Below are 25,208 nucleotides of genomic sequence, written 5' to 3'. Positions count from 1 at the left end.
TCATGCGCGCGGGCCGTTATTTGGAGCATAAAGAAGCGCGGATCGAAGTGATCCCGCTCATCGACATCATGATGTTCCTGCTGATCTTCTTCATGGTCGTGACCTTGAAGATGATGGAAGGCGCAGGCATCACTCTGCAATTGCCGTCCTCAAAGACGGCCACCACAATGCAGCCTCCTGTGAAGGTTGCAGTCGGTGTCAAGGAAGATGGTTCGATCCTGGTCGATAATCAGGCACACACGCATGAATCACTGACCGCCTTGTTGAAGCAAAAGAAAGCTTCTGCACCCAAGGTTGAAGTGATCATCGCTGGTGACAAGACAACTTCCCTGCAGACTTTGATGTCGGTGATGGATGATGTGCGGGCTGCTGGCATCACCGCCGTTGGCATCGCGACCAAGAAGGAAGCAGGAGGAGCCTGATGACCGCCATGACTGTTGCGGGAAAACCTGGCGTGCCTCTTTGGGCAGACCCTGACATCTCAACTGGTAAAGGCATGACTTTCGGCAAGGCTCTGGCCATTGCTGCGGTCATCGAGGTCGCCTTTATCTCCGCAGTGTTCATGTTCCCTCCTACTGGCAAGCATATTGCCGAGAAGGAACAGATCATGGAGGTAGTGGATGTGGTGGAAGAAGAGCCGCCACCACCGCCTGAGCCAGAGAAGATCGTCGAGGAAAAACCCAAAGAGGTCGAAAAGATTCTCGAAAAGGTACAAGAGGCGCCAAAGCCACAATCTCAACCAGAGCAAGCCCCCATCCCAATGGAGGCACCGAAGCCTGTTGATACGCCGGCTACCTCGACAGGAGGGATGTCGGTGCCAACAGCAGTAGGTGAGTCCAAGCCGGCAGTTGGCAATCCGACACCGGATGCCAAACCTGCGCCTGTCAACTCAGGCCCGGTGAAGGGATTGGCACCCAAGTCCAAAGTCGGCATCGAGTATCCGCGGAAAGCGCGTGAGAATGATGTACAGGGCTTGGTTATTGCCTGGGCGCACATTGATGGTAATGGCGATGTCACTGACGTAGAAATCAAGAAATCTCCTCCAGGTGGGTCTGCGTTGGCCAATGAGGTCAAACGCAAGCTGATGCAATGGAAATTCCATGCTGACGGCCAAGCCCATACTGGTGTCTACGAGGTGAACTTCACACTCAGTGGTGAAGAAGAAGAAATCGTCGACGTCAATTAATCTAGGCAGATTTGCTGGCTAAGTTGAGGTGTTCCTGCCTGCCAAGGTGGTCGCTGATGTGATCATTTTGGCGGGCAGGATGTCGACGAATTGGCATTCTGTCTGATTTGTTGGCGGCATAACGATACTTGGTTTGGCTGGCATTTCGTTTGAAGGTGTGTTTCCAGCTTTGCTGGTGCACAACCTGATGGGCGGTGACGTTACCGCCTTTTTCATTGCCTGCAACCTACATTTTGGCCATGAACACTTCCATTCGCTCTACTCGAATCAGCGGGAGTGGCAATCGGACAACCTGGCAGCGTCTGTCTTGGACGTTGCTGAATTCGTTTACCGTCGCTGCTCTTGGCATGGCGGCCTGCAATGTTGCAGTGTCCGCAGACATGAATAAAACCCTCCACTTCGGCTTGGAAGTTCCAGAAACAGGTTTTGACCCAGCCGAATATTCAGATCAGTACTCCAATATCATCATGGCGCAAATGTTCGAATCGATGTTGACGTTCGACTATTTGTCACGCCCTGCAAGAGTGGTGCCACAAACAGCGGAAGCCATGCCCGTGGTTTCCGAAGATGGCAGGACATATACCATTCGCCTGAAAAAAGGGATCTATTTTGCAGATGACCCTGCATTCAACGGTGTAAAAAGAGAGCTGACCGCACAAGACTATGTCTTCTCTTTGCAACGCCTTGTCGATCCAACTACCAAGCGCCCGAATTCCTGGTTACTGCGTGGCAAGATCGTTGGTTTGGATGAGAAGCTTGAGGCTGCAAAGGCGGCAGGGTCCTTCGACCCTTCTACTCCTGTCGAGGGATTGAAGGCGCTGGATCGTTATACCCTGCAGATCAAGTTGACCAAGCCTGATTACAATTTGAACTACATTCTTGCTATGACCACGACCGGGGCGCTTGCTAAAGAGGTCGTGGATAAATATGGCAAGGTTGATATTGGTGCGCACCCAGTTGGAACAGGACCCTACATACTGCAGAAATGGGAGCGGGGACATCGTACTTCGCTGGTAGCGAGTCCCAGCTATCGCGGGATGGTGTATGAGCCACCGGTAGACGCAACGGGCGTCAATCAGACAGTGATGGCAGAGTTGCGCGGCAAGCGCCTCCCGTTGATTGGACGTATCGATCTGCCTGTGATGGAAAACGGCCAGGCACAATGGTTGGGTTTTCTGCGTGGTGATACCGACATTCACTACCGGGTTGGGTCGGAATATGCCCTGCAATCGGCCCCTGGCGGCAAGCTGAAGCCGCAGTACGCCAAGAAAGGCATCAAGGTTTTCCGTGAATTGGAGCCTGAAGTGACTTTCAACCAGTTCAATATGGAAGACGAGGTGGTGGGGGGGTATGAGCCGGAGAAGGTTGCACTGAGACGTGCGCTTGCCATGTCTTACAACTCTAAAAAAGAGGCCATGGTCACCCGTGCTGGACAAGCCATTGAAGCAGAGGCCCCTTGGGGCCCAGGCATTGTCGGCTACGATCCCAACTTCAAAAATGCATTGCATGCCTACAACCCAGCGCGTGCCAACGCCATTTTGGATACCTACGGGTACAAGGATGTAGATGGTGATGGTTATCGTGAGCTGCCTAATGGGAAACCTTTGGAGATCACCTATCTCGGGACGACCACTGGTGGGCGAAGGGATTTCGAGGAGTTGATGGAGCAGGCTTTCAAGGCGGTCAAGATCCGCCTTCGCACCGAGAAGACCTCCTTCCCTGATCAGATCCAGCGCAAGCAGAATGGCAAATTCCAATTGACAGGTGGTGCCTGGGGGGCGGATTTCCCCGATGTCGAAAACTTCCTGCAGCTGCTGTATGGCCCTAACTGCCGAGAGGGGAACGATTCCTGCTTCAAACTCAAGGAATATGACGACCTCTATCGTGAGATCAGCCAGATGCCGGATTCACCGGAGCGACAAGCCAAGGTGATGCGCATGGTGCGGCTGGTAGCGGCCTACGCGCCATGGAATTTCAATGTCCACCGTATTCGTACGCATATGGAGCACAGCTGGACCACCGGCTTCCTTGCTCATCCAGTGGATCACGTGAAATTCATGTATTACGACATCGACCTCGCCAAGCGCGAGGCATATAAGAAACAGCAATAAGGATTGAGGTCATGAAGAAGACTGCGATTGCGCTGGCCGCAATGGCGATGATTGGGCAGACCTATGCAGCGCTGCCCGGTGCCATTGTGCAGCCCAAGGCTGATGAAATCGGCAAAATGTGTGACAAGGCAATCAACGACACCAAAAAACGTGTTGCCAAGATCGAATCATTACCTTTGAGTAAAGTCAGCAAGGACAACACCTTGCTTACCTGGAACCAGTTGGATATCCAGCTTCAGGCCACTGGTGGGCCAATTGGCCTGCTGTCGGAAACCAGCCCGGACGAGGCGGTGCGTAAAGCCGCCGAGGCATGCGATCTGCGGATTTCTGGCTATTTGAATGATATGCTGCAAAGCACGGCCTTGTATGAACGGGTCAAGGCTTTGAAGCCTGCGGATGCCATTGATGAGATGGCTCGCCAGAGCATTCTGGATGAGTTTGAGTCGCGTGGTGTCAGCCTGCCTAAAGACAAACGCGAGCGTGTGGCTGCAATCAATAATGAGTTGGATAAACTGGCTCAGGAATTTCAACGCAATGTTCGCGACACCAAGGCGAAGGTGACCTACACAGAGGCCGAGCTGGTTGGCGTGCCGAAAGATGCGCTTGAAGGCCGGGCCAAGGATGCAGAAGGGCGCCTCGTATTTGGATTGGATTACCCTGAGTACGATGCGATCATGAATTACGCCGAGAATGAGCAATCTCGTCGTCGTATGTATGAGGCATTCAACAAACGTGGCGGTGAAGCGAACCTGACCATCCTGAAACAGGTGGTGACCCTGCGGAAGGAGCTGGCTGGTTTATTTGGCTATGACAATTTTGCCGATTGGTCGTTGAAGCGCAAGATGGCTGGCAGCGCCGCGGCGGTCAATCAGTTCCTGGGCGATGTGAAAACCCGGGTTGGTGAGCTGGAAAAGCGTGAAATTGGCGAATTGGCGGCAGAGAAGGCCAAATTCACCGGCAATCCGGACGCCAAGATGTATCGCTGGGATCTGCTCTTCTATGAGACCCGTTTGAAGAAAGCGCGTTACAGCCTGGATCAACAAGAAGTACGGGCGCAGTTCCCGACCGAGCCGACATTGGCTTGGATGATGAAAGTCACCAGCACGCTGTATGGTGTGGATTTCCGCCCCAACAAGCAACAGAAGGTATGGCACCCTGATGTGCGGGCTTTTGATGTATACGACAGCAAGAGCAAGCAATATCTGTCCAGTTTCTATCTAGACCTGTTCCCACGCGATGGCAAATACAAGCACGCCGCCGCTTTCCCGACCATTGGTGTCAGCACCATCGCCAAACGTACCCCTATCTCGGTCTTGGTGACCAACTTCAACCGCAATGGGTTTGATCAGGATGAGTTGGAGACGCTCTTCCATGAGTTTGGTCATGTGATGCACGGTGTATTGTCCAAAACCCGATACAGCATGCAGGCTGGTACATCGGTCAAACGTGACTTTGTGGAAGCCCCCTCACAGATGTATGAAGAGTGGGCCCGCCGTCCCGAGACACATAAGCTGTTCAATGAGGTATGCAGCACCTGCAAGCCGATCGACCCGGCATTGATCGCCAAGATGAATGCCGCACGCAGCTTTGGCCAGGGTGTGAAATATGCCCGCCAGGTGTTCTTTGCAACGTGGGATATGGCGTTGCACACTGCCAACCCAGGCGACCCCATGCAGCTATGGCGGGATGGTGAGCGTGAAATGCCGCTGGGTCATGTAGATGGCACGATGGCGCCTGCTGCGTTCGGGCATGTCATCGGCGGCTATCAGGCTGGGTACTACGGATACATGTGGTCGGAAGTGCTGGCGCTCGATATGTTGTCCGGCTTTGGGGATAACGTGATGGATGCCAAAGCAGGTGCCCGTTATCGTTCCATCATTCTTGAAAATGGTGGCCAGGTGCCCCCGATGAAGCTGGTTGAAGAATTCCTGGGTCGTAAGACCAGCCCAGATGCCTTCTTCCGCGAGATCACCGGGCAACGTACTACCACACAGGCAGCCGACGCCAAGTCTGGCACCAAGGGGTAAGCCATCATGTTCGCATACTTCCTGCGACGCATCCTGCAAATGATCCCGACCATCCTCGGGGTGATTTTGATGCTGTTCCTATTGTTCAATTTCTTCGCCGGTGACCCTGCCCAGATTCTGGCAGGTAAAATGCCCAATCCAGAGCGGATTGCAGCCATCCGCAAGGAGCTGGGGCTGGACGAGCCTTGGTTTGTGCAGCTGTGGGTGTTCTTCAAGCAGGTGATCTCATTTGACTATGGCCGTAGCTGGACAACCAACGAGCCGGTCGGGCAGATCCTCTCAGCACGCCTGCCCGCCACCTTGACCATCATGTTGCCGGTATGGGTATTGGAAGCCGCAATCGCGGTGGTGTTGGCACTGGGTGTCGCGTATGTGCGCGGCACGCTGACAGATCGTGTGGTCATGGCGATTTGTACGGCATCCATGTCGATCAGCTTGCTGCTGTACGCAGTGGTGGGGCAGTGGGTATTCGGTTCGGTGCTGGGCTGGGCGCCTGTTCAAGGTTGGGGCGATAGTCTGGCGACGAACCTGTCAACCTATGCATGGCTGCCGATCATGTTGATCCTGTTCGTGGCCATCACCCCCAGCTTGCGCCTGTATCGCTCGTTCGTGGTTGAGGAAATCAATCAGGACTATGTGCGTACTGCCCGTGCCAAAGGGGTGAGCGACAACCGCATCATGTATGTTCACGTGTTGCGCAACGCGGCCATCCCCATTGTCACCAACATGGCGTTGTCGTTGCCTGGCCTGGTGGTGGGTTCTTTCATCATCGAGCAGATCTTCTCGATCCCTGGCATTGGGCGGGAAGTGATTGTTGCTGTTGAAAAGAGCGATTTCCCAGTGATCAAAGCCATCACCATGATGGTTGCTTTCGTCACCATGTTCGCCAACCTGTTTGTGGATGTGCTTTACAAAGTGCTCGATCCACGTGTTGAGCTGAAATAGGAGCCGAACATGTCCAATCATCAAGGATTCTGGGTGCGTGTGCTGCTCTGGGCGGGGGCCATGGGGTTCATGTCTGGTGGGTCGAAATCAAGCAAGGACTTGAACATGTCCAATAGTCAAGGGTTTTGGGCGCAGGCCATGCGCCGTCTGTTCTCAGGATGGCTGGCACGCGCCTGCGTGTTGATCCTGTTGGTGTTTCTGGCTGCGACGCTGGCTGGGTGGGTCGGGTTGATTGCCAACAACTGGGATGAACCGATTGCGGTTTCCTATGCCAACCCAGATTTCATGAAGGATGCGCCGAACCCGCAAGGTGAATCGAGCCGTCTGACCTATGAAAAGCTGGAAATCGATGACGCACTACGCAGTGTCGATCCGCTGGCGGCCAACTATGGCAAGTTCGATGAGGCAGAAAAACAATATCACCAAGAAGAAAAGCCACTGGATTGGTCACGCCCGCTGGGTGCCGACAAGCAGGGGCGCGACGTTGTCGATAAGGTGATCAAGGCATCGCAGGTGTCGATTACTGTCGGGGTGTTGGCTGCTTTGCTGGCGGTGATCATCGGTACGTTTCTGGGTGCCATGGCCGGCTACTTCGGTGGCATGGTCGATGCGGCGTTGGAGTGGCTCTACAGTGTCTTTACGGCTATGCCGTACATTCTGCTGGTCATGGCCATTGCTTCGATTGTACGGACACCTGGCATCTCGACCGTCATTTTCATCCTTGGTGTGACCGGCTGGACAGGAACCTATCGTCTGATCCGTTCTGAGTATGTGAAACAACGTGGGCGTGAATATATCCAGGCTGCGAATGCGATTGGTGCATCCAATAGCCGCCGTATGTTTGTACATATTCTGCCGAACGTCAGCCATTTGATGCTGGTTCAGCTATCGCAGCTGGTGGTGGATTTCATCAAGTCCGAGGTGGTGTTGTCCTTCCTCGGCTTTGGTGTGCCGACCAGCTCGGTTTCCTGGGGGGTGATGATCAGCGAGGTGCGAGCCGAGCTGGTATTGGGCAAGTGGTGGCAGTTGGCTGCCGCTGCTGGTGTGATGTCGCTGTTTGTCGTGACATTTGGCCTGTTCACCGATCTGTTACGTGATGCGCTCGACCCGAAAGCGCGTCGTAAATAAAGCCCCGAGGAAACAACCATGTCCAATGAAGCATTGCTTGAGGTTCGAGATCTCAAGGTGGAATTCAAGCTGGGCCAGGGGCAGATTTTCACTGCTCTGAAAGGTGTCAGTTTTACCATTCCCAAGAACAGTGTCGTCGCGCTGGTCGGTGAATCCGGCTCCGGTAAGTCCGTGTCTGCCATGGCGGTGATGGATTTGCTGCCTCATGAGAACACTGTCATCGCACCAGAAAGTCGTTTGATTTTCGAAGGCAAGAACCTGCTCGACGAAAGTCGCCTGCAGCGCCGCGACCGTTGCGGTGATCAGATGTCGATGATCTTTCAGGAGCCGATGAGCTCTTTGAATCCGGTCTATACAGTTGGCAGCCAGATTGCCGAGGTGCTGCGCTTGCATAAAGGCATGAGCAAATCGCAAGCCATGGCCCGAGTGATCGAGTTGCTGCGCGAGGTAGGCATTCCCGACCCAGAGCGGCGGGTCAACAGCTATCCGCATGAGATGTCAGGGGGCCAGCAGCAACGCGTGATGATCGCCATGGCGATTGCATGTGAGCCCAAGCTGCTGATTGCCGATGAGCCCACCACCGCGTTGGATGTCACGATCCAAAAGCAGATCGTCGAGCTGCTGATGAAGCTGCGTGAAACACACGGTATGTCGATTCTGTTTATCACCCATGATCTGGGGCTGGTGAAGGAAATCGCAGACCATGTGGTGGTGATGCATCATGGCGTGATCAAGGAGCAGGGCCCGGCCGCGCAGGTGTTTACTGATCCAAAGGATAAATACACGCGTGCGCTGTTGGCCTGCCGTCCGACCCTGGATCGACGCCCGGTACGCCTGCCGGTGGTGGATGATTTTCTGCAAGGTCGGGAGGATCAGCTTCCCAAGGAAGAGCGGGCGCGGGGTGTCAGTGAAAGTGACCCGATCGTGCTGGAGGTCAAAGGGCTGCGTAAGGTATACACGCAAAAACGTGGCTTGTTTGGCAAGCACGAGATCCCGGCGGTACAGGACGTGTCTTTCAAGCTGCGCAAGGGGAAAACCCTGGGCGTGGTCGGGGAGTCCGGATCGGGCAAGACCACCATGGGCAAGGCAGTGCTCAGACTACACTCTGCACAGGGTGGTGAGGTCATGTATGACGGCAAGAACCTGCTGCAGTTATCCGAAAAGGAATTCCAGCCATACAAGAAGAAGCTGCAGATCATCTTCCAAAACCCTTATGCCTCACTGAATCCACGGTTCACCATCGGCCAGATCCTGACAGAGCCGATGCAGATCCATGGCATCGGGGCCAACGATGACGAGCGCCGTGCTACCGCATTGGGCTTGTTGAAGCGGGTCGGTCTGGATGAACGGGCTTTCGGAAAATATCCGCATGAGTTTTCAGGCGGACAACGGCAGCGTATCGGGATTGCCCGGTGCCTGACCTTGAAGCCTGAAATCATCGTGTGCGATGAATCGGTATCTGCCCTGGATGTGTCCGTACAGGCACAGGTGTTGAACCTGTTGCAAGAGCTGCAGGATGAATACGGTATGAGTTATATCTTCATCTCGCACGACTTGTCTGTGGTGAAATATATCTCTGATGAAGTCCTGGTGATGAATCAAGGGCAGATGGTGGAGTATGGCAATTCCGACGCCATCTACCATGATCCGCAGCATGACTATACCAAAAAGCTGCTGTCAGCCATTCCTGGTAAAGACTAGGTGTGGCTTTCTGCCCGGACATGGCTTTGTTGCGATGTGTGGGCAGGGGGACAGCACTGGTTCATGGAGAATATCGATAGGACTGCTTGTCCGGTGTTGTGAATTCCGATAGACTTTTCAGCGCGCATCCTGATCAGATGCGCGTTATTTTACCGATGTGTCTTGTTATAAAAGGTAGCTTTCTATAAAAGATATCTTTCAATGAAAGATTCTGGTTGGCGTGTTTTTAAAGCAAGGCAGGAACATTTTCGGATGATGCAGTACAAAGTGATTCGGTCGGGCTTGCCCCGATGGGAACAGAACAGTTTTGCCAAAGCCACAATGAGAGAGGGTCGAGATGAAAAGCGCAACACAAGCAACATTATTGATGTTTTCCCTGCTGGGGGGGGCATCCAGCTATGCAGCTGAACCAATCCCTGTCCGGGATTTTTTCAAAAACCCACAGCAGGCCAATTTCCAGATTTCACCAGATGGCAAGATGGTGTCATTCACACAGCCATTTGAACATCGCCTCAATATCTATGTGCAAACCCGTGGTGGCGAGCCCAAGCAGGTTACGCAGGTCAAGGACCGTGATATCACCCAATACATGTGGAAGGGCAATGATTACCTGTTGTTCCTGAAAGACAATGGGGGGGATGAGAATTATCACCTGTATGCAGTGGACAAGCAGGGGAGCACGACCCGCGATCTGACACCTTTCGACAAGGTACGTGTGGAGTTGATCGACGAGCTGGAAGATCATCCGACAGATGTATTGATTGGTTTGAACAAACGCAACCCGGAAATATTCGATGCTTATCGCTTGAATGTCCAGACCGGCAAATTGACCCTGGTTGCAAAAAACCCCGGCAAGATCACCGGCTGGGTCACCGACCACGAAGGGCGTATCCGCGTGGCCACCAGCTCGGATGGCGTCAATACCAGCCTGCTGTACCGGAAAGACGAAAAGTCACCATTCAAGACTGTGTTGACCACCAATTACACCGAATCAATGGAGCCACGGTTATTCACCTTTGACAACAAATACCTGTATGCAACTTCCAATATCGGGCGCGACAAGTCCGAGCTTGTCGTTGTGGACCCGGCAACAGGCAAGGAAAAGGAGGTGATCTACAAGCGTGCGGATGTGGATGTGAGTGGGGTTCAATATTCACATAAGCGTAAAAAATTGACCTCGGTTGACTATATCGATTGGAAACCGCAGCGTGCCTATCTGGATGAAGAAACCCAGGCGCTATACAAAAAGTTGGAAGAGAAATTGCCTGGATATGAGGTGTTGATCGGGGCCGCCAACAAGGATGAAGACACCTTTGTTATCGTGGCCTACAACGATCGCACACGCGGGACTCGCTACCTGTATGAAGCAAAGACGGATCAGCTGACCAAGCTTGCAGATGTGACTCCTTGGCTTGATGAGAAGCAGATGGCACCAATGAAGCCTATCCAGTACACCTCTCGTGACGGATTGACGATTCATGGCTATTTGACGCTGCCGCTCGACAAAGAGGCGAAGAACCTACCCGTGGTCGTGAACCCGCATGGTGGCCCATGGTTACGCGATCAATGGGGTTACAACCCAGAAGTGCAATGGCTGGCCAACCGTGGCTATGCAGTATTGCAGATGAATTTCCGGGGCTCCACCGGCTATGGTAAGCAGTTCTGGCGTGCCAGCTTCAAACAGTGGGGCGGCACCATGCAGGATGACATCACCGATGGGGTGAATTGGCTGGTGAAGCAGGGCATTGCCGACCCGAAAAAGATCTGCATCTACGGGGGGAGTTATGGTGGTTATGCGACCTTGGCTGGGGTGACCTTTACGCCGGATCTGTATGCGTGTGCGGTCGATTATGTCGGGGTATCCAATCTGTTCACCTTCCTGAAAACCATCCCGCCTTACTGGAAGCAGTTCCTGGATCAGATGCATGACATGGTCGGCCACCCAGTGCGTGACAAAGCACTGCTTACCGCACGCTCACCCGCGCTGCACGCCGATAAGATCAAAACGCCATTGATGGTTCTACAAGGTGCGAAAGATCCACGCGTGAATATTGCCGAGTCCAACCAGATTGTCGATGCGCTCAAGAAGCGTGGTGTGGATGTGCAATATATCGTCAAGGAAAATGAGGGTCATGGTTTTCACAATGAAGAAAATCGTTTCGAGGCGTATGAGGCAATGGAGAAATTCTTTGGTAAATACCTGAATTGACAATTTGATCATATAGATGTTCAAAGCGGCACTGGGACAGGGTTCCAGTGCCGTTTTTCATGGCTGTCAGCAGTGGATTTAATGAATTTTCGTATTTGATTAAATGTCGATTGATTGAAATTCCATGTCGGCTTGGTTTACAGATATTTTCTATCGAAATTAATTACTTGAATGTAGCTGGCTGGTGGGATTGAGAAAAGCATGCAATGGCGTGGATTGTGCTTTTATTGGTTGGCTGGTGCTTCATTGTTAAATATTTTTGATAAGGAAAGCGCTGTGAAACTACATATTACCCTTCCCGCATTGCTGCTGGCCGCGTCACTGCCGGCTGTAGCGGGGTCGGTGAAATCATCCATGAGTGTGTGGGCGGATTTCAGCTCATTCAATATCAGGGTGGTGGATACCGATCCGATGGATGGCATTGTCCCGACCTTGTCGTTCCGAACGGTGCGTAGCGAGGTGTCGGGTGCCACTTCACCGATCAATTGGCAAGACAACAAAAGTGTCACCGATTGGTTATCGCCGCTCGCTGTCTCGCATGTGGCACAAGGCATGGAGGTCTCTGCAGAAGTGAATGGGGCCGCCATGGGAGCAGACACGGCGGTAGTCATGTCTCCGGTGCCTCAGGGCAGCAACAATCATTTCGCGACCTTTGCCAACTTGGTTCGTTATGGAGAAATGATCCTGTCCGGCCCAGGGCGCCTCGAAATTTCCATGAATTACCACTATCGGGGTTTTTCGGAAAAGCAGCATGACGGCGAGAACACGCTGGCGGCTGGTTTTGCCGAGTTGAGTCTGTCCACCGCCATGGATTCGCCGAGCGGGTATTTGACGCGCACCGATCACGCCAATTTTGTCGTCAGGCCGGACTTGGCCGAAACGGGAGACGGACGCCTGTTCGTGGCGGCTCAATCGTTTGGTACAGACCCGACCACCTTCATGCTGCGTACTACTTTGGGCAGCGAGTCCGGGCTGACCGTGGCAGCCGTACCCGAGCCGGAAACCTACGCCACCATGCTGGTTGGGGGCTTGATGGTGGCGTTCGCTGTGCGGCGATCACGCCGCCATAAGGCTGGCCAGGGCGTATAAGCAGGTTGGTAGGCGGAAACGGACAGCCGATACAACATTGCAACTATCGGCCAAGCCAAGCCGCCATTGGGATGTAGATCGGCCTGCTGACGGGCATGCCTGTATGGCTCAGGCCGCAAGGGAAGGAACTCATTGATGATGAACAAGAAAAAACTGGGATTGGCAAGTTGCGCGGCACTTGTGATGCTGAGTGCGCCAGCATGGGCGAATTCGCCCTATGCAGAATACTGGCATCGATTGGAGTACCGGCTGATCGATACCGATCCGAATGATGGGCAATCCCCGACGATTCGTGATGTGGAAGACCCGAATCGTGTATTGGCCATCGGTGTCGATGTACCGCGCAAGGTGGATCGCTATGACACCAAGGTGCTGGGTGGTGAAGCAGGTGAATTGAGCTATCAGGGTGGCAAGGTATCGGGCTACTCCGGCACCGACGGCACCACCACCACCCAGCGTGTCGCCCTGGGGGAGATGCCTTTTGCAGCGGGCGTGCAAAGCATTTCCTCATTCACCCGGCACTTTACATTGCTCGGAGCTGGGCGGCTGGAGATCATGCTGAACTATGGCTATAAGGCGGGTAACTTTCCCAAATCCATCTACGAGCCAGCGTTCAACTTCTTCTCCAGTCTAGAAGTCTCCGCCTCTGCTCCATCGCCAGACGGCGCCACCACCCGCCGCTTCGACGCGTTCGAGATTGCCCGTCCAGGTGGGCGGATTGGCAGCTTCGCGGAAGGTGTGGGTAGCATGTTCGTGACTTTCGAGAATCTGGGTAGCAGTGCCATGGATGTCTTCCTGACCGATTTCTCGCGCGTCAATGTGGCGAATGCGCTGTGGGGGCAACCCGTGCCGGAGCCAGAGACCTACGCCATGATGTTGGCAGGGCTTGGTATCGTCGGCTTCGCAATTCAAAGACGTCGTCGGATCATGTCCGGTATGGGTTGAGGGCGGGCACCTGACGGTAGCAAGCCATTCACAAAAGCCGCGTAAGCGGCTTTTGGCGCATTTGAACGACCATCGAGCCGAATGGCTGTGATGATCATCATGCGAAAAATGGTGGCTATCGGCATGCCTGGTCTATAAATTCAGTAGCTTGTTGATGGCTTCGAGCGGCTTTCCAACCATTGGCAAAATGTTTCGATGGCGGGGTCGTTCATGACGGCGCGGGGCACCACCCAACAGTAGCCTCTGACTGGTACACGGGGTGACGGTAAGGGCGCAATCAGGCCACCCGCCTCGATTTCGGGCTGCATCATCGGCAGTGGGCCCAGCACAATACCCAGGCCATCCATGGCAGCTTGCAGTGCGAGATAGAAATGGTCGAATTGCTGTGTATGCGCGGGTTTGAGATCCGGCACGCCGGCCAGGGTCAGCCAGCGTTGCCAGGCAGTGGGTCGGGTGTCGGCTTGCAATAGGGTGTGCTGTGCAAGATCACTCGCGGTTTTGATCGGTTTTTCGTGGAGTAGGGCGGGGCTGCAGAGCGGGATCTCCCACTCATCCAGAAACGGCTGAGCGATGTAGCCAGGCCAATCCCCTGGCCAGCGGCGCAATGCGACATCGAATGCGGTATCCAGGCGCCCGACATCGCGGTCAGAGGTCATCAGGCGGATCTCAACATCGGGAAACCGGCGCTGGAAATCCGGCAATTGTGGCAGTAGCCAATGCATGGCGAGCGTCGGCGTGGAGTTGATCACCAGCCGCCGTTGCACATTGGGCTGCAGCAGCTGGGCGGTGGCGTTGGCAATGATATCGAGGCCGTCCTGCACCTGCACCAGATAGCGCCACCCCAGCTCAGTGAGCTTGACACGGCGACCCGTGCGTTCGAACAGCTTGACGCCTAGCCAGTCTTCCAGCTGCTTGATCTGTTTACTCACAGCACCATGGGTGACGAACAGCTCATCAGCAGCTGCTGAAAAACTGCTCAATCGCGCAGCTACTTCGAAAGTTCGCAGTGCATTGAGGGGTGGGATATGCTCGTTCATCCTGTGATTTTAACTCACAAGTCATGTTGCAATTACTCGTTTGTGTATCTAAGCAGTTAAGCGTAATCTACACGCCGATAAAAAGGCTGGGCTGGCTGTCTGGACGATGGTCGGGCTGGCACTGGGTCAACCGGTGGCCTGCAGCATCACGCCCTGTTGTCGCGGGGTGGAGGAGGCCGCAGCGCTGCTTTCCGTCATATAAAGGTCATTATCATGCTTGAAGCTTACCGTCAGCACGTTGCCGAACGTGCCGCTCTTGGCATCCCGCCGTTGCCTCTGAACGCACAGCAAGTGGCTGGGCTGGTCGAGTTATTGAAAAACCCGCCGGCTGGTGAAGAGGCCACTTTGCTCGATCTGATCACCCATCGTGTGCCTCCCGGCGTGGATGACGCGGCCAAGGTCAAGGCATCCTACTTGGCTGCTGTCGCCTTCGGCACGGAGGCATGCCCGCTCATCAGCCGCGAAAAAGCAACAGAATTGCTGGGCACCATGCTGGGTGGCTACAACGTCAAGCCGCTGATCGACCTGTTGGCTGACAGCACAGTTGGTGCGGTTGCCGCAGCGGGCCTGAAAAAGACCCTGCTGATGTTCGACTATTTCCACGACGTGAAAGAGCTGGCGGACAAGGGCAATACCAACGCCAAGGCGGTGCTGCAAAGCTGGGCCGATGCTGAATGGTTCACCAGTCGCCCAGAGCTGCCACAAAAGATCACCCTGACCGTGTTCAAGGTCACCGGCGAAACCAACACCGATGATCTCTCCCCCGCGCCGGATGCGTGGTCACGTCCTGACATCCCGCTACATGCGCTGGCCATGTTGAAAAACCCGCGCCCAGGGATCGAGGCGGACGAGGCTGGCAAGGTCGGGCCGATCAAGCAATTGGCCGCACTGCAAGCCAAAGGCCATCAGATCGCCTATGTGGGTGACGTGGTGGGAACGGGTTCCTCCCGCAAATCCGCCACCAATTCGGTGCTGTGGTTCACGGGCGATGACATTCCGTTCGTACCCAACAAGCGCTTTGGTGGTTTCTGTTTTGGTACCAAGATCGCCCCAATCTTCTTCAACACCATGGAAGACGCAGGCGCGCTGCCGGTTGAAATCGACGTGGCCAAGATGGACATGGGCGATGTGATCGACTTCTACCCCTATGACGGCAAAGTCGAGAAAAATGGTGAAGAGATTGCCCAGTTTGCACTGAAATCGGACGTCTTGTTGGATGAAGTCCGCGCTGGTGGCCGTATTCCGCTGATCATTGGCCGTGGCCTGACCGCCAAGGCACGAGAGGCGCTGGGCCTGCCGGTATCGACCGCATTCCGCTTGCCGCAAGACCCGGCAGACAGCGGCAAAGGTTTCTCGCTGGCACAGAAAATGGTTGGTCGCGCCTGTGGTCTGCCCGAGGGCAAAGGCGTGCGCCCTGGCACCTATTGCGAGCCAAAGATGACTACCGTCGGCTCACAGGACACCACCGGCCCGATGACCCGCGACGAGCTGAAAGACCTGGCTTGCCTCGGCTTCTCGGCTGATCTGGTGATGCAATCGTTCTGCCATACCGCAGCGTATCCGAAACCTGTCGATGTGAAGATGCACCACGAATTGCCAGCATTCATCTCCAGCCGGGGTGGCGTGGCACTGCGCCCAGGTGATGGCGTGATCCACAGCTGGTTGAACCGCCTGCTGATGCCCGATACTGTGGGCACGGGTGGTGACTCCCACACCCGCTTCCCGATCGGCATCTCCTTCCCGGCGGGCTCTGGCTTGGTGGCGTTTGCCGCTGCCACCGGCGTGATGCCGCTGGACATGCCGGAATCAGTATTGGTGCGCTTCAAGGGCGAAATGCAGCCGGGCATCACCCTGCGCGACCTGGTCAACGCCATCCCCTTGTATGCGATCAAGCAAGGCATGCTGACCGTTGAGAAGAAGGGCAAGAAGAACATCTTCTCGGGCCGTATCCTGGAAATCGAAGGCCTGCCCAAGCTGAAGGTGGAACAGGCATTTGAGCTGTCCGATGCTTCAGCCGAGCGCTCCGCTGCAGGTTGTACCGTGCATCTGGACAAAGAGCCGATCACCGAGTACATGCAATCCAACATCACCCTGATGAAGTGGATGATCGCCAATGGCTATGCTGACGCCCGCACCTTGGAGCGTCGCATCAAATCGATGGAAGCCTGGATCGCCAAACCGGAACTGCTGCAGCCCGATGCAGATGCGGAATACGCCGCAGTGATCGAAATCGACCTGGCTGATATCAAAGAGCCGATCGTGGCCTGCCCGAACGACCCGGACGATGTGAAAACCCTGTCTGATGTGGCTGGTGACAAGATCGATGAAGTGTTCATCGGCTCCTGCATGACCAACATCGGTCACTTCCGCGCCGCATCCAAGCTGCTGGAAGGCAAGAGCGACATCCCTGTACGTCTGTGGGTGGCCCCGCCGACCAAGATGGATGCGCAACAACTGACCGAAGAAGGCCATTACGGCGTTCTGGGCCGCACCGGTGCCCGCATGGAAATGCCAGGCTGCTCGCTGTGCATGGGTAACCAGGCACAGATCCGCAAGGGCTCCACAGCGTTCTCCACCTCGACCCGTAACTTCCCGAACCGCCTCGGCCTGGATACCCGCGTCTACCTGGGCTCTGCTGAGCTGGCGTCAGTCTGCTCCATGCTGGGTAAGATTCCGACCTACGAGGAATACATGGCCAACATCGGCGTCATCAACCAAAATGCCGACAAGGTCTATCGCTACATGAACTTCAACGAGATCAAATCCTATCAGGACGTCGCAGATACGGTCGTTGTCAAGTAAGCTGTTGTTGGGTATAAAAAAAGCGGCCTGCTGATGCAGGCCGTTTTTCTTTGCGCCATCCAGCATACCGCGCTGGAGAGTTGTACGGTGTGTACAGGATCCACTCAGGCGCCAGATGTGTTGATGGCTAGCTGATAGAAGTGCGGATAGGTATGGCCATTCTGTGATCCAGCAGCCAGTAGGGGCTGCCACAATGCCGTGGATCAATCCATCCACCATGCAAAAACCGCCCTGCCGGCGGATCACCAACAGGGCGGTTGTACGAAGCACTACCAATGTGCAGAGAACTTGCAATCAGACCCGCGAAGGCGCCAGATTGATCAGGGCGGATTTACTGGATGCTGGAGCGTGCACGGCATCTGTAATCAGTCCTTTGGAGGGCATACCCGCCATGGATTGGATCAATTTGTCAGCGGTGAGTTGAGTTGGCGCAGATGGAGTCCGTTTGACACTGAACACCACATCGTCGTAATCAAAATCACCACCACCCACTTGGTCCTCAAAACCGATCACCAGGCGTTGACCATCTTGCGACTTACCAGAGACCACATGCTCCACATCATCTGGGTTCAGGAAATTCCCATAGCTATGGAGCGGTGTTGCCACCTCCACCCCGCCAAGGGTCAGTTTCACGTCGCCGATGCTCAAGTCCAGGACATTCGCTTGCTCTCCTCGGGCACCTTTCAAGCTCAATACACCAGCGCCGGGCAGTACATTCTTCGGTATGATGAAGAATCCAAGCTGATTACCTTGGGCTACATCAACCGAAATGGTCTGATCGCTCATCACGTCCGGGTTGGTTGAGAGGATGCGGGGATTCACCATATTGCCAGCGTCGTCGATTTCGTAGGCGCCAAGCTCGTGGCTGAATAGCGCAGCTTCTTTTTGGTCAAACAAGATTTCGAATCGGGTCTGGCCATCTCCAGTCAAGAAGCTCTCATCAATGAGCCCATTTCGTTTCTCTTTTGGAACCATCACGCCATCCGCCAGACCCAGCACATTTTGGCTGACGAGTGGCTTGCTGGTGCCCAAGTCACCTGCACCAGAAGTGGATGGTGTTCCCATGAACTGGCTCAAAAATAGCGAGGTGGGTGTATAGATCTGTCCCTGGCCAAATTGAATATTGGCTTGCGGTGAGCCTGCCTTCAGCGCATTCCCGAGCCGGATATGAGAGATCTGCCCGTTCATTGCATTTGAAGCGAAGGTCAGAACGAGATCATCGAGATCCTTTTCAATTTTCAGATTTGACATTTTGCTCTTGTCAAACAGGAACTTGACTTGCTGCAGCACGCCATCGGCGGTTGCCTCGATGAATGTCTCTTTAAATCTCATTACATCGGCGGTGATGTTGATATAAGGCCTATCGCTTTCCACCAGTAATTGGACATTGGTTGGCTCCCAACCAGCCCAAAGCCCATCGCTGGTATCGATGGTCAAGGTATCTGAATAGTTGGCAATATCATCTTTGATCAGAATGAATTGCTCTTTATCAAGGGCGCTATAGGTATAACGGGCACCCTTGTCTGTGTAGGTGCCTTGGGACAGGGCATACTTACCATCCGTGCCTTGGAAATATAGGCGATTTCTAGCATCACCCGTGACCAGCAGCGCATCCGCTGCAATGGTGACACCGGCTGATCCCAGCTCATCTTTAAGTATTGCCGCCAACTGATCAGGGCTATTGATCTGGCCTTTTTTAAGTGCAGAAATCACCGAGTCTGATGGTGAAGTCAAGTCGATATAGCGGTATAGCAAACCATTTGGCGTGATTTCCGCCACGTATTGACCGCTGGTCCCATTCGGCAGACGAGCTTTCATGAACATATGATCATCCTTGGTGAAAATCTCACCTTGGTGAACAGGCTGGCTCTGTGCGCTCAGTATCTGATCATAGCTTTGATAAGTGCTGAAGGTTGGGTCAGCTTGTAAGTCCCATAGCATGTTCTCATTTGTCATCCAGATACCGCTGATTTTTCCATTGGCATCTTGCTTGAGGAAGGTGATGCTATCGCTCTCGGCATTGTAGATACCGCTGAGGTTCGGGCCGAATGTGAATCGGATGTCCTTTCCATTGGTGACACGGGCATCTTTTGTAATGCTCGAACTTTGCAAAACCTTGGCGAAGAAATGCATGTTCCGGGCAGGAGCGTGCGCATCATATAGTGGGTGACGGAAGTCGGCTGATATGCTCATCTTGCCGGTGCTGAAGTCGAGAGCTGCCCACAAATGTATTCCATGGAGGTCTGGCAGGCCGACCATGACATTGTGTGGGTTGCTATCAAAGCGTATTGATTGTCCTTTGACTTGCAGCCAGAGATTCCCAAACTGCAATGTACTCAATACAGAATTGATTGGCCCGGAAATCCGCTCAACAAATGGTATGCTCTCGCCTTTCCATGCATTCAGATCAATACGAGGGGAGGGGTCAATCAACCAAGCCTCCTCCTTGAGGCCGGACTGCTTGATTTGCACATAATGGTTGAACGGCCCATCTCCTAGAACGAATCGGTATTGGCCCCCACCTCCGTTCAGTGTGTACGACAAATTCTCACGCATCCACGAATCTGCTTTTTGTCCATCTGATGTGTCCGTATTCAGGACAGGTGTCATGATGGTCTTGACTCGGGTATCGAGAATGACATTGACTGGGGTGAATTTATGTTGAACATCTATTTTTGTGTAGGCCCAATCCCCCGGAGGGGCAAACCACGCCACCATGAAATTCGGATCGCCTTCCATGATTGTATAGGCCGCAGAGCGCTTAATAGAAGGGCGTTTAAAATGCACTTGTTCAGTGTCAGATAGTGCCAGGAAGCGAGAGGTGCCTGATGGCAAAATCAGCGTTGTTATTGGATCACTGAATCTATAGCTAAAATCTGTCTTTTGTTTATTCAGTTGGTAGTACACATCAACCGAAACACTTTTGGACTCGATAGGTGATGATAAATAACTGGGGAAGCCATCAGGGGTCGTTCGATCGGTTCCTCCTGTAGTGGCGGTAGCCTTGACATCTCCATAGTGGATGTTCATGTTTTTCAGGTTGATCTCGCTGAGGGCAACATCACCATTGAATCGCAGAACACCAGCCCCGGCATCCTTGACAATGCCACCGTTTTCGAGACTTTCCCCGACATTGTTGATATATTTCAACAATTCGTCAAATTTCCTGGCATTGTCTGCATAGGCTTCAGCGAGCGCAACTGCGCCGATGCTGATACCTGCCAACGGTACGGCCAGCCCATCGAGAAAGCTTGATGCCACTACCGCGCCCGTAGCGCTGGCTGCCAATGAACCAGCCGCAAGGCCCGCACCTCCAATTGCGAAAGCCAGCTGGGTTGCAGCACTTGCAGTTGCCACGGGGTCATTTTTTTGAATCGCTTGATCCAGCAGCACACCTGACATGACTACATTGGCTACCGCGAACACCGAACCTGCCGCTGACGATACCTTGCTGACGACAGATGTGGCTCTGCTGACTGCGTTGACAATCTGCGCTTCACTGTTGATAGCAGCCCGGGCCACAGAGGCAACACTGATAGCATCTTGGGCAATGCCGAGTGCGCCCTGAGCCAGTTGCAAGTACAGTGCAGTTTTCAATGCCGGCCCCGCGTGATCGAGGCCGTGATCCTGCAGGCTCAACAGAGATTGGATCAGAAAGGCTGCGTTCATTGTCGCGGTGTGCACTGCCGGCGATGCATGCTCCTGCACGGATGCCTCACCCGTTTTCGGGTCATATTGCATGCCACGGCTGAATGCTGTCGCTTTTTCCTTGATAAAATCGCTGAATTCACGGAAGACAGGTTTGTCCACGTCCACCCACCATACTTCTTCCGTGTTGGGGTTATAAAACGCTATCTTGTCACCTGCAAGCTCTTCCTTGATCTGCGGCTGGGCTTGCCAGTCGACCAAGCCGTGCTTTTCCGCCAGGGCTGCGACTGCCGTGTTCCATTGTTTGGAAATGGAGGCCGCGCTGACCGCATCGACCAGCATTCTCTGGGCTTGGGTGCGGGACAGGCCTGACTCTTGGCTGATGTCGAGCAGAACTTTGCCATTTTCCAATTTCAGCTGGCTGCCAAGTTTGCGCACCGTATCTGGATCATTCACCATTAGCCCGCTTGCTGGCGCGGTTTGATCAACATATACCTGGACTTTGAACCAGTGCTCTATTTCCTGCCCAAAGGTGCTGGGAGGATTGGTTTTATCTGTAAGCAACTTACTGGCGTAGGCTGCAAGACGTTCAGCCAGGCTGGGTGAACGTTTAGCATTGATCAGTGATGTCGCTGCGTCAGGGAGCTGGAGATGGAGATAGGTTGCAATCGTTGCCAGCGCCTCTGGGCTGGCATTACTTGCCAGCAGTTTGACCAGCTGGGCATCATTCAACGGCGTGTTGGCTTTACTGCCAAACAGCGTGATGTACTGCGCGGTGGTCTCGGGTGAAAGGCCGATCATCTGTTTCAACAACAGCTCACTGTCAAATTTCAGATCTGACATCGTGTTGACTGCGTCGAAATCAGTCCGTTCGTTGACTCTGTTACCGTTGATCGTTGCGCCGGCTTTGAACAAGTCTGCGCGACCAATTGTCTGCCCTGCCCCAAAAATCTTACCTTGCGTGTTGTCCATTGCCACCAGCTTTTCGAGCGTGGTCTGATATGGCTTGGTCATCACATCGATTGCTAGGCTGGACTGTGGAGGATTGACCTCATAGACTGCGGCAAAACGGTCACTAACCTGATAGAGATCCCGCAGGTTGTTCAGATGTGTTTGGATGGTATTACGCACCACATCCACGTCTGACGTATTGAAGGTCAATTGCCCCAGATTGGGATCATAAAACGAATAGCGACGTTGACCGCCTTCTACCGTAACAGAAAGCGCCATGGCGTGGTTTGCGGTATTGAGCATCCATGTCTTGCTTTGATTGGCTGCAGCCAGACCAGACATCACCTCGGCCAAACTGAGTGAGCCTTTGGCGGAAAGATCCGTGTTACTGATTTGATTGTGGATATCCTCCACATTACTGCGGAAGATATTGGAAAAGGCCAAGTCATCAACGGAGGTTCGTGCGGGGTCTTCCATTGCTGACAAAATGAACAGATTGTCAAATAAGCCTTGTACCGCAGTATCGCCACCCTTCATCATGACCTGAGCCCATATTTGACTCAATCCTTTGCATAGCCCGAGACGCGCATCGCCCTCGGCTTGCTTCAGGAACAATGACTGTGGCACGAATTTGGAAACGACGGATTTACTATTGGCCAATGCCGAAAATGTTTTGGCATGGGTATTTTGGAAGTCATTCCATAATAGTAGATTACGTACAGGTTCGGCGGAGGGCGCAAAGAAAGCGGCTGGGTCCACATCGACACGCGGGACGGGCTGAACATCTTTCATGGCGAGCCCAGGCTCGTAGATGTCGGAAATCAATTGAGCACGTGACTCCTGTGGTGTGAACACCAGCTTGCCTGCCGCATTCTTTGACACACCTAAGGTCTTGACATGTGCAAGATCAGTTGGCTCTGCGCTGGATGATCTATAAAGATCAAAATCCAGATTCGTTCCGACAACTGTCGACGGGATGGCAATCGCCTGTTCCGCCATCCGGTAATTGATCAAGGTCTCGGGTAGTCGATGGCTCATGTCCTCCGCAGCAGAGCCTTGCGGCCCGGATAACAGGAAAGGTTCGCCTTTTGACTGCATATGACGGAGCAGATCTTGAACATCGGCGTCACCGAGCGATATGTGAGCATCAGTTGATGCATCAAACTGATACCCGTATTTCTGAACTACCTCAGCAGGTAGATAGACTCTCAACAGAACGCCACGTGAGTTTCCGAGTGCCTTTATCTCCTTTTCGGTATTGGCCACCCCCGGCAAACTATAGCCATGTGCCACTTCTGCAGAGGGCGAGGTATAGAAAACATTATTCGGATCAGTCTTACTCCGGGTTCCGGGGTCTCTGACGCCATCTTCGGCAATGGATTTGGCCGCTGCTATGTTCGTGCCATGGTATCCGACAAAGACATAGTCTTTTTCTTTCAGGGCTGCTTCTGCTCTTGAAAAATCAAAGCCTTCCGATAGGCCGGTTGATGGATCGAATGTCCAGGAGAAATTAAATCCATTTCGATTGACATTGACTTCTGTTTTGCTGTGCGCGCGTGGCATGTAAATTTCCTACTTAGCTAATTCTCAAAATCACGCTATGGCATTCATAGCGTCCAGTCATGATTTGCTGCTCAAATTGTGGTGGTTACCTCCTCATTCATTTGATGAGTCCTCCATATCCATTACGAATCCAGCTGACCTGCACCGGACACTCTGCGAAGTGCTGCACGTGGTGCGTCGGCGCCCTGTCGTTGCCCCTCAGCGCTCGCGAATAGCCTCACTGAAGACCTCCTTGATCGGGGACAGCAGGTAGTCGATGACACGGCGGCTGTCGTTCTTGATCTCTGCGATGAAAGTCATCCCGGCCCAAACAAAGCTGATGTCCTGTTTCAACATGCGGGTGGGCACCAGTCGGTGCTTGAGATCCAGATGACTGAAATGGCAGACCATCGGCTCACCATCGGCGGTTTCGCCCGCCAGCTCACGCTGTGACGGCTCGACGTCGGCTGGTATCCGGTAGTGCAGCAACAGCCTTTCCTGATAGGCAAAACCACTGATCGTTTGATGCACTTCAGAACCTTCCGCTTCCGAGAAAAATATTTGAGATGGCATGGTGATTGTTTGGAGAGATTTCCGCGTTTTCAGTGCGATATCTTGATTGGTGTTTGTGAGTAACAGAGTAAATTATGATTTCAATTTATAAAGATCATGTTTTGGTAAAAATACCTAAGTAAATTTAATGATTTCAGTGTAGTTACTTTGTATTGTCATGTGGAATTGCTATTTCGTGTCTTACGTAAAGAGGTTGCGTTGTTGATGATTGAATATCTCAATTTGTGCATGTTGTTCATGGTTTCCGTGCGGAGATCCTGATCAGTGGTTACGGTTTTTTGGAAAAAAGCCCTCCTGCATGACCACTGTTAGAGGTCGTGTGGGCAGGGATAGATTGTTATTTTTTAGCGAAAAAAGGTAGACCGTGAGCTGTCCAAGATAGCTGGGTGCTTGATGCAGTACCGCCTTCTAAGCTCCTGTTCTTTTTATCTTGAATTGGTTATATATTGGTCTTTGATCGGCTCCGTACTTTCTTCTTTGAAATTTCTGAAAGGTGAAAATATATATTCAATTTTTATTTTTATATATATTGAAAAATCTGATTCATATTACGAAAATATGGTTGAACTTTTATGGAAATGCCTAGTCAGCTGGCATGATGCAATGTTCAGCTGAATGCTGGTCATTGTTGTTGATATGACGCTTGGGTGGTTGCAGTGGCGTGGATTGGCTTGGGGGGTGGGAAGGCCCATCCTGCATCGGATTGAGATAACAGAGTCATGTAAATCAATGGATAGGCTATCGGTGCTGATCTACTCAAGGAAAAAGAATTGAAGGGTGTGGCCTGATGCGGGGTGTTTGGTAGGTGTAGGGATGTGGCCGTGTCGCGCCGACAGAGTTCATCTGGGTGCTGAGTCCTGCTGACGCGATCAGCAACATCGCCAGCAAAATTGAAATGCCTGATGTTCGGTGACCGATGATATGCAAAATCAGTCAATCGAACTGAACCGCCCCGGGTTTGATGGAGGCTCTAACTCTTGAGAAGATAGAGCGATGAAGAAGTCAGTTAAGTTCTCCCCCGAAGTTCGCGAGCGCTCTGTGCGCATGGCCACTGAATGCCGTGCTGATCATCCGTCGCAGTGGTCAGCCATCGAGTCCATCGCTGCCAAGATTGGTTGCACGCCGCAGACCCTGCTCACCTGGGTGCGACGGCACAAACGGGGTATTGGCCAGGCAGAAGGGCCGACCACGTCGGAGCTGCAACGCGTCAAGGAACTGGGCGCGAGGTCAAAGAACTTCGCAAAGCCAATGAAATCCTGAAGCTTGCTAGCGCGTTTTTCGCCCAGGCGGAGCTCGACCGCCGCTTCAAGTCCT

14 protein-coding genes and 1 pseudogene are annotated in these 25,208 nt (G+C 53.3%); 12 read left to right on the top strand and 3 right to left on the bottom strand.

What is annotated here, in order from left to right:
- Nucleotides 1-2: 2 nt before the first annotated feature.
- From HNQ59_RS16625 to HNQ59_RS19740, 10 genes are all read left to right on the top strand, one after another.
- The gene (locus HNQ59_RS16625) at nucleotides 3-422 is read left to right on the top strand and encodes an ExbD/TolR family protein (protein WP_137937173.1); all 420 of its coding nucleotides are present in this window, start codon (nucleotides 3-5) and stop codon (nucleotides 420-422) included.
- On the top strand, nucleotides 422-1,186 hold the full coding sequence (locus HNQ59_RS16620; protein ID WP_184041520.1) for a TonB family protein: 765 nt from the start codon (nucleotides 422-424) through the stop codon (nucleotides 1,184-1,186). Before HNQ59_RS16625 ends, HNQ59_RS16620 begins: the two co-directional genes overlap by 1 nt.
- Nucleotides 1,187-1,425: 239 nt before the next feature.
- On the top strand, nucleotides 1,426-3,297 hold the full coding sequence (locus tag HNQ59_RS16615; protein WP_184041519.1) for an ABC transporter substrate-binding protein: 1,872 nt from the start codon (nucleotides 1,426-1,428) through the stop codon (nucleotides 3,295-3,297).
- 11 nt (nucleotides 3,298-3,308) lie between these two features.
- A complete protein-coding gene (locus tag HNQ59_RS16610) occupies nucleotides 3,309-5,324 on the top strand; it encodes a M3 family metallopeptidase (protein WP_184041518.1) in 2,016 nt (671 codons plus the stop codon).
- Between the two features lie 6 nt (nucleotides 5,325-5,330).
- Nucleotides 5,331-6,269 carry an ABC transporter permease gene (locus tag HNQ59_RS16605; protein ID WP_184041517.1) on the top strand — a complete coding sequence of 313 codons (939 nt, stop codon included), beginning with the start codon at nucleotides 5,331-5,333 and terminating at the stop codon, nucleotides 6,267-6,269.
- Nucleotides 6,270-6,338: 69 nt separating this feature from the next.
- Nucleotides 6,339-7,397 (top strand): ABC transporter permease, encoded by a 1,059-nt coding sequence (locus HNQ59_RS16600; protein ID WP_425491402.1) that lies wholly within the window; start codon nucleotides 6,339-6,341, stop codon nucleotides 7,395-7,397.
- Nucleotides 7,398-7,415: 18 nt separating this feature from the next.
- Nucleotides 7,416-9,098, top strand: a complete 1,683-nt coding sequence (locus tag HNQ59_RS16595) for an ABC transporter ATP-binding protein (protein ID WP_184041516.1) — start codon at nucleotides 7,416-7,418, stop codon at nucleotides 9,096-9,098.
- A 337-nt stretch (nucleotides 9,099-9,435) separates the two neighbouring features.
- Nucleotides 9,436-11,307, top strand: a complete 1,872-nt coding sequence (locus HNQ59_RS16590) for an alpha/beta hydrolase family protein (protein ID WP_184041515.1) — start codon at nucleotides 9,436-9,438, stop codon at nucleotides 11,305-11,307.
- A 276-nt stretch (nucleotides 11,308-11,583) separates the two neighbouring features.
- Nucleotides 11,584-12,396, top strand: coding sequence for a PEP-CTERM sorting domain-containing protein (locus HNQ59_RS16585; RefSeq protein ID WP_184041514.1), 813 nt, complete (start codon nucleotides 11,584-11,586; stop codon nucleotides 12,394-12,396).
- A 135-nt stretch (nucleotides 12,397-12,531) separates the two neighbouring features.
- Nucleotides 12,532-13,341, top strand: coding sequence for a PEP-CTERM sorting domain-containing protein (locus tag HNQ59_RS19740; RefSeq protein ID WP_246491050.1), 810 nt, complete (start codon nucleotides 12,532-12,534; stop codon nucleotides 13,339-13,341).
- Nucleotides 13,342-13,481: 140 nt separating this feature from the next.
- On the opposite strand, the gene HNQ59_RS16575 is transcribed toward HNQ59_RS19740, so the two are convergent.
- Entirely contained in the window at nucleotides 13,482-14,378 is an 897-nt protein-coding gene (locus HNQ59_RS16575; protein ID WP_184041513.1) for a transcriptional regulator GcvA, read from the bottom strand.
- A 213-nt stretch (nucleotides 14,379-14,591) separates the two neighbouring features.
- On the opposite strand from HNQ59_RS16575, the gene acnB reads away from it, so the two are divergent.
- A complete protein-coding gene (gene acnB / locus HNQ59_RS16570; RefSeq protein ID WP_184041512.1) occupies nucleotides 14,592-17,180 on the top strand; it encodes a bifunctional aconitate hydratase 2/2-methylisocitrate dehydratase in 2,589 nt (862 codons plus the stop codon).
- 294 nt (nucleotides 17,181-17,474) lie between these two features.
- Here acnB and HNQ59_RS16565 read toward each other — a convergent pair whose 3' ends face one another.
- Both HNQ59_RS16565 and HNQ59_RS16560 read right to left on the bottom strand, forming a co-directional pair.
- Nucleotides 17,475-23,342: a TcdA/TcdB pore-forming domain-containing protein gene (locus tag HNQ59_RS16565; RefSeq protein ID WP_184041511.1), complete on the bottom strand. Its 5,868-nt coding sequence runs from the start codon at nucleotides 23,340-23,342 to the stop codon at nucleotides 17,475-17,477.
- A gap of 198 nt (nucleotides 23,343-23,540) precedes the next feature.
- Nucleotides 23,541-23,852, bottom strand: coding sequence for a hypothetical protein (locus tag HNQ59_RS16560; protein ID WP_184041546.1), 312 nt, complete (start codon nucleotides 23,850-23,852; stop codon nucleotides 23,541-23,543).
- Between the two features lie 1,035 nt (nucleotides 23,853-24,887).
- Between HNQ59_RS16560 and HNQ59_RS16555 the strand changes: the two are divergent.
- Nucleotides 24,888-25,208 (top strand): annotated as a pseudogene (locus HNQ59_RS16555) (transposase); the annotation flags it as partial.

This window comes from Chitinivorax tropicus (assembly GCF_014202905.1).
GTDB classification, from domain to species: domain Bacteria; phylum Pseudomonadota; class Gammaproteobacteria; order Burkholderiales; family SCOH01; genus Chitinivorax; species Chitinivorax tropicus.
This window is presented reverse-complemented; position numbering and strand designations above follow the sequence as displayed.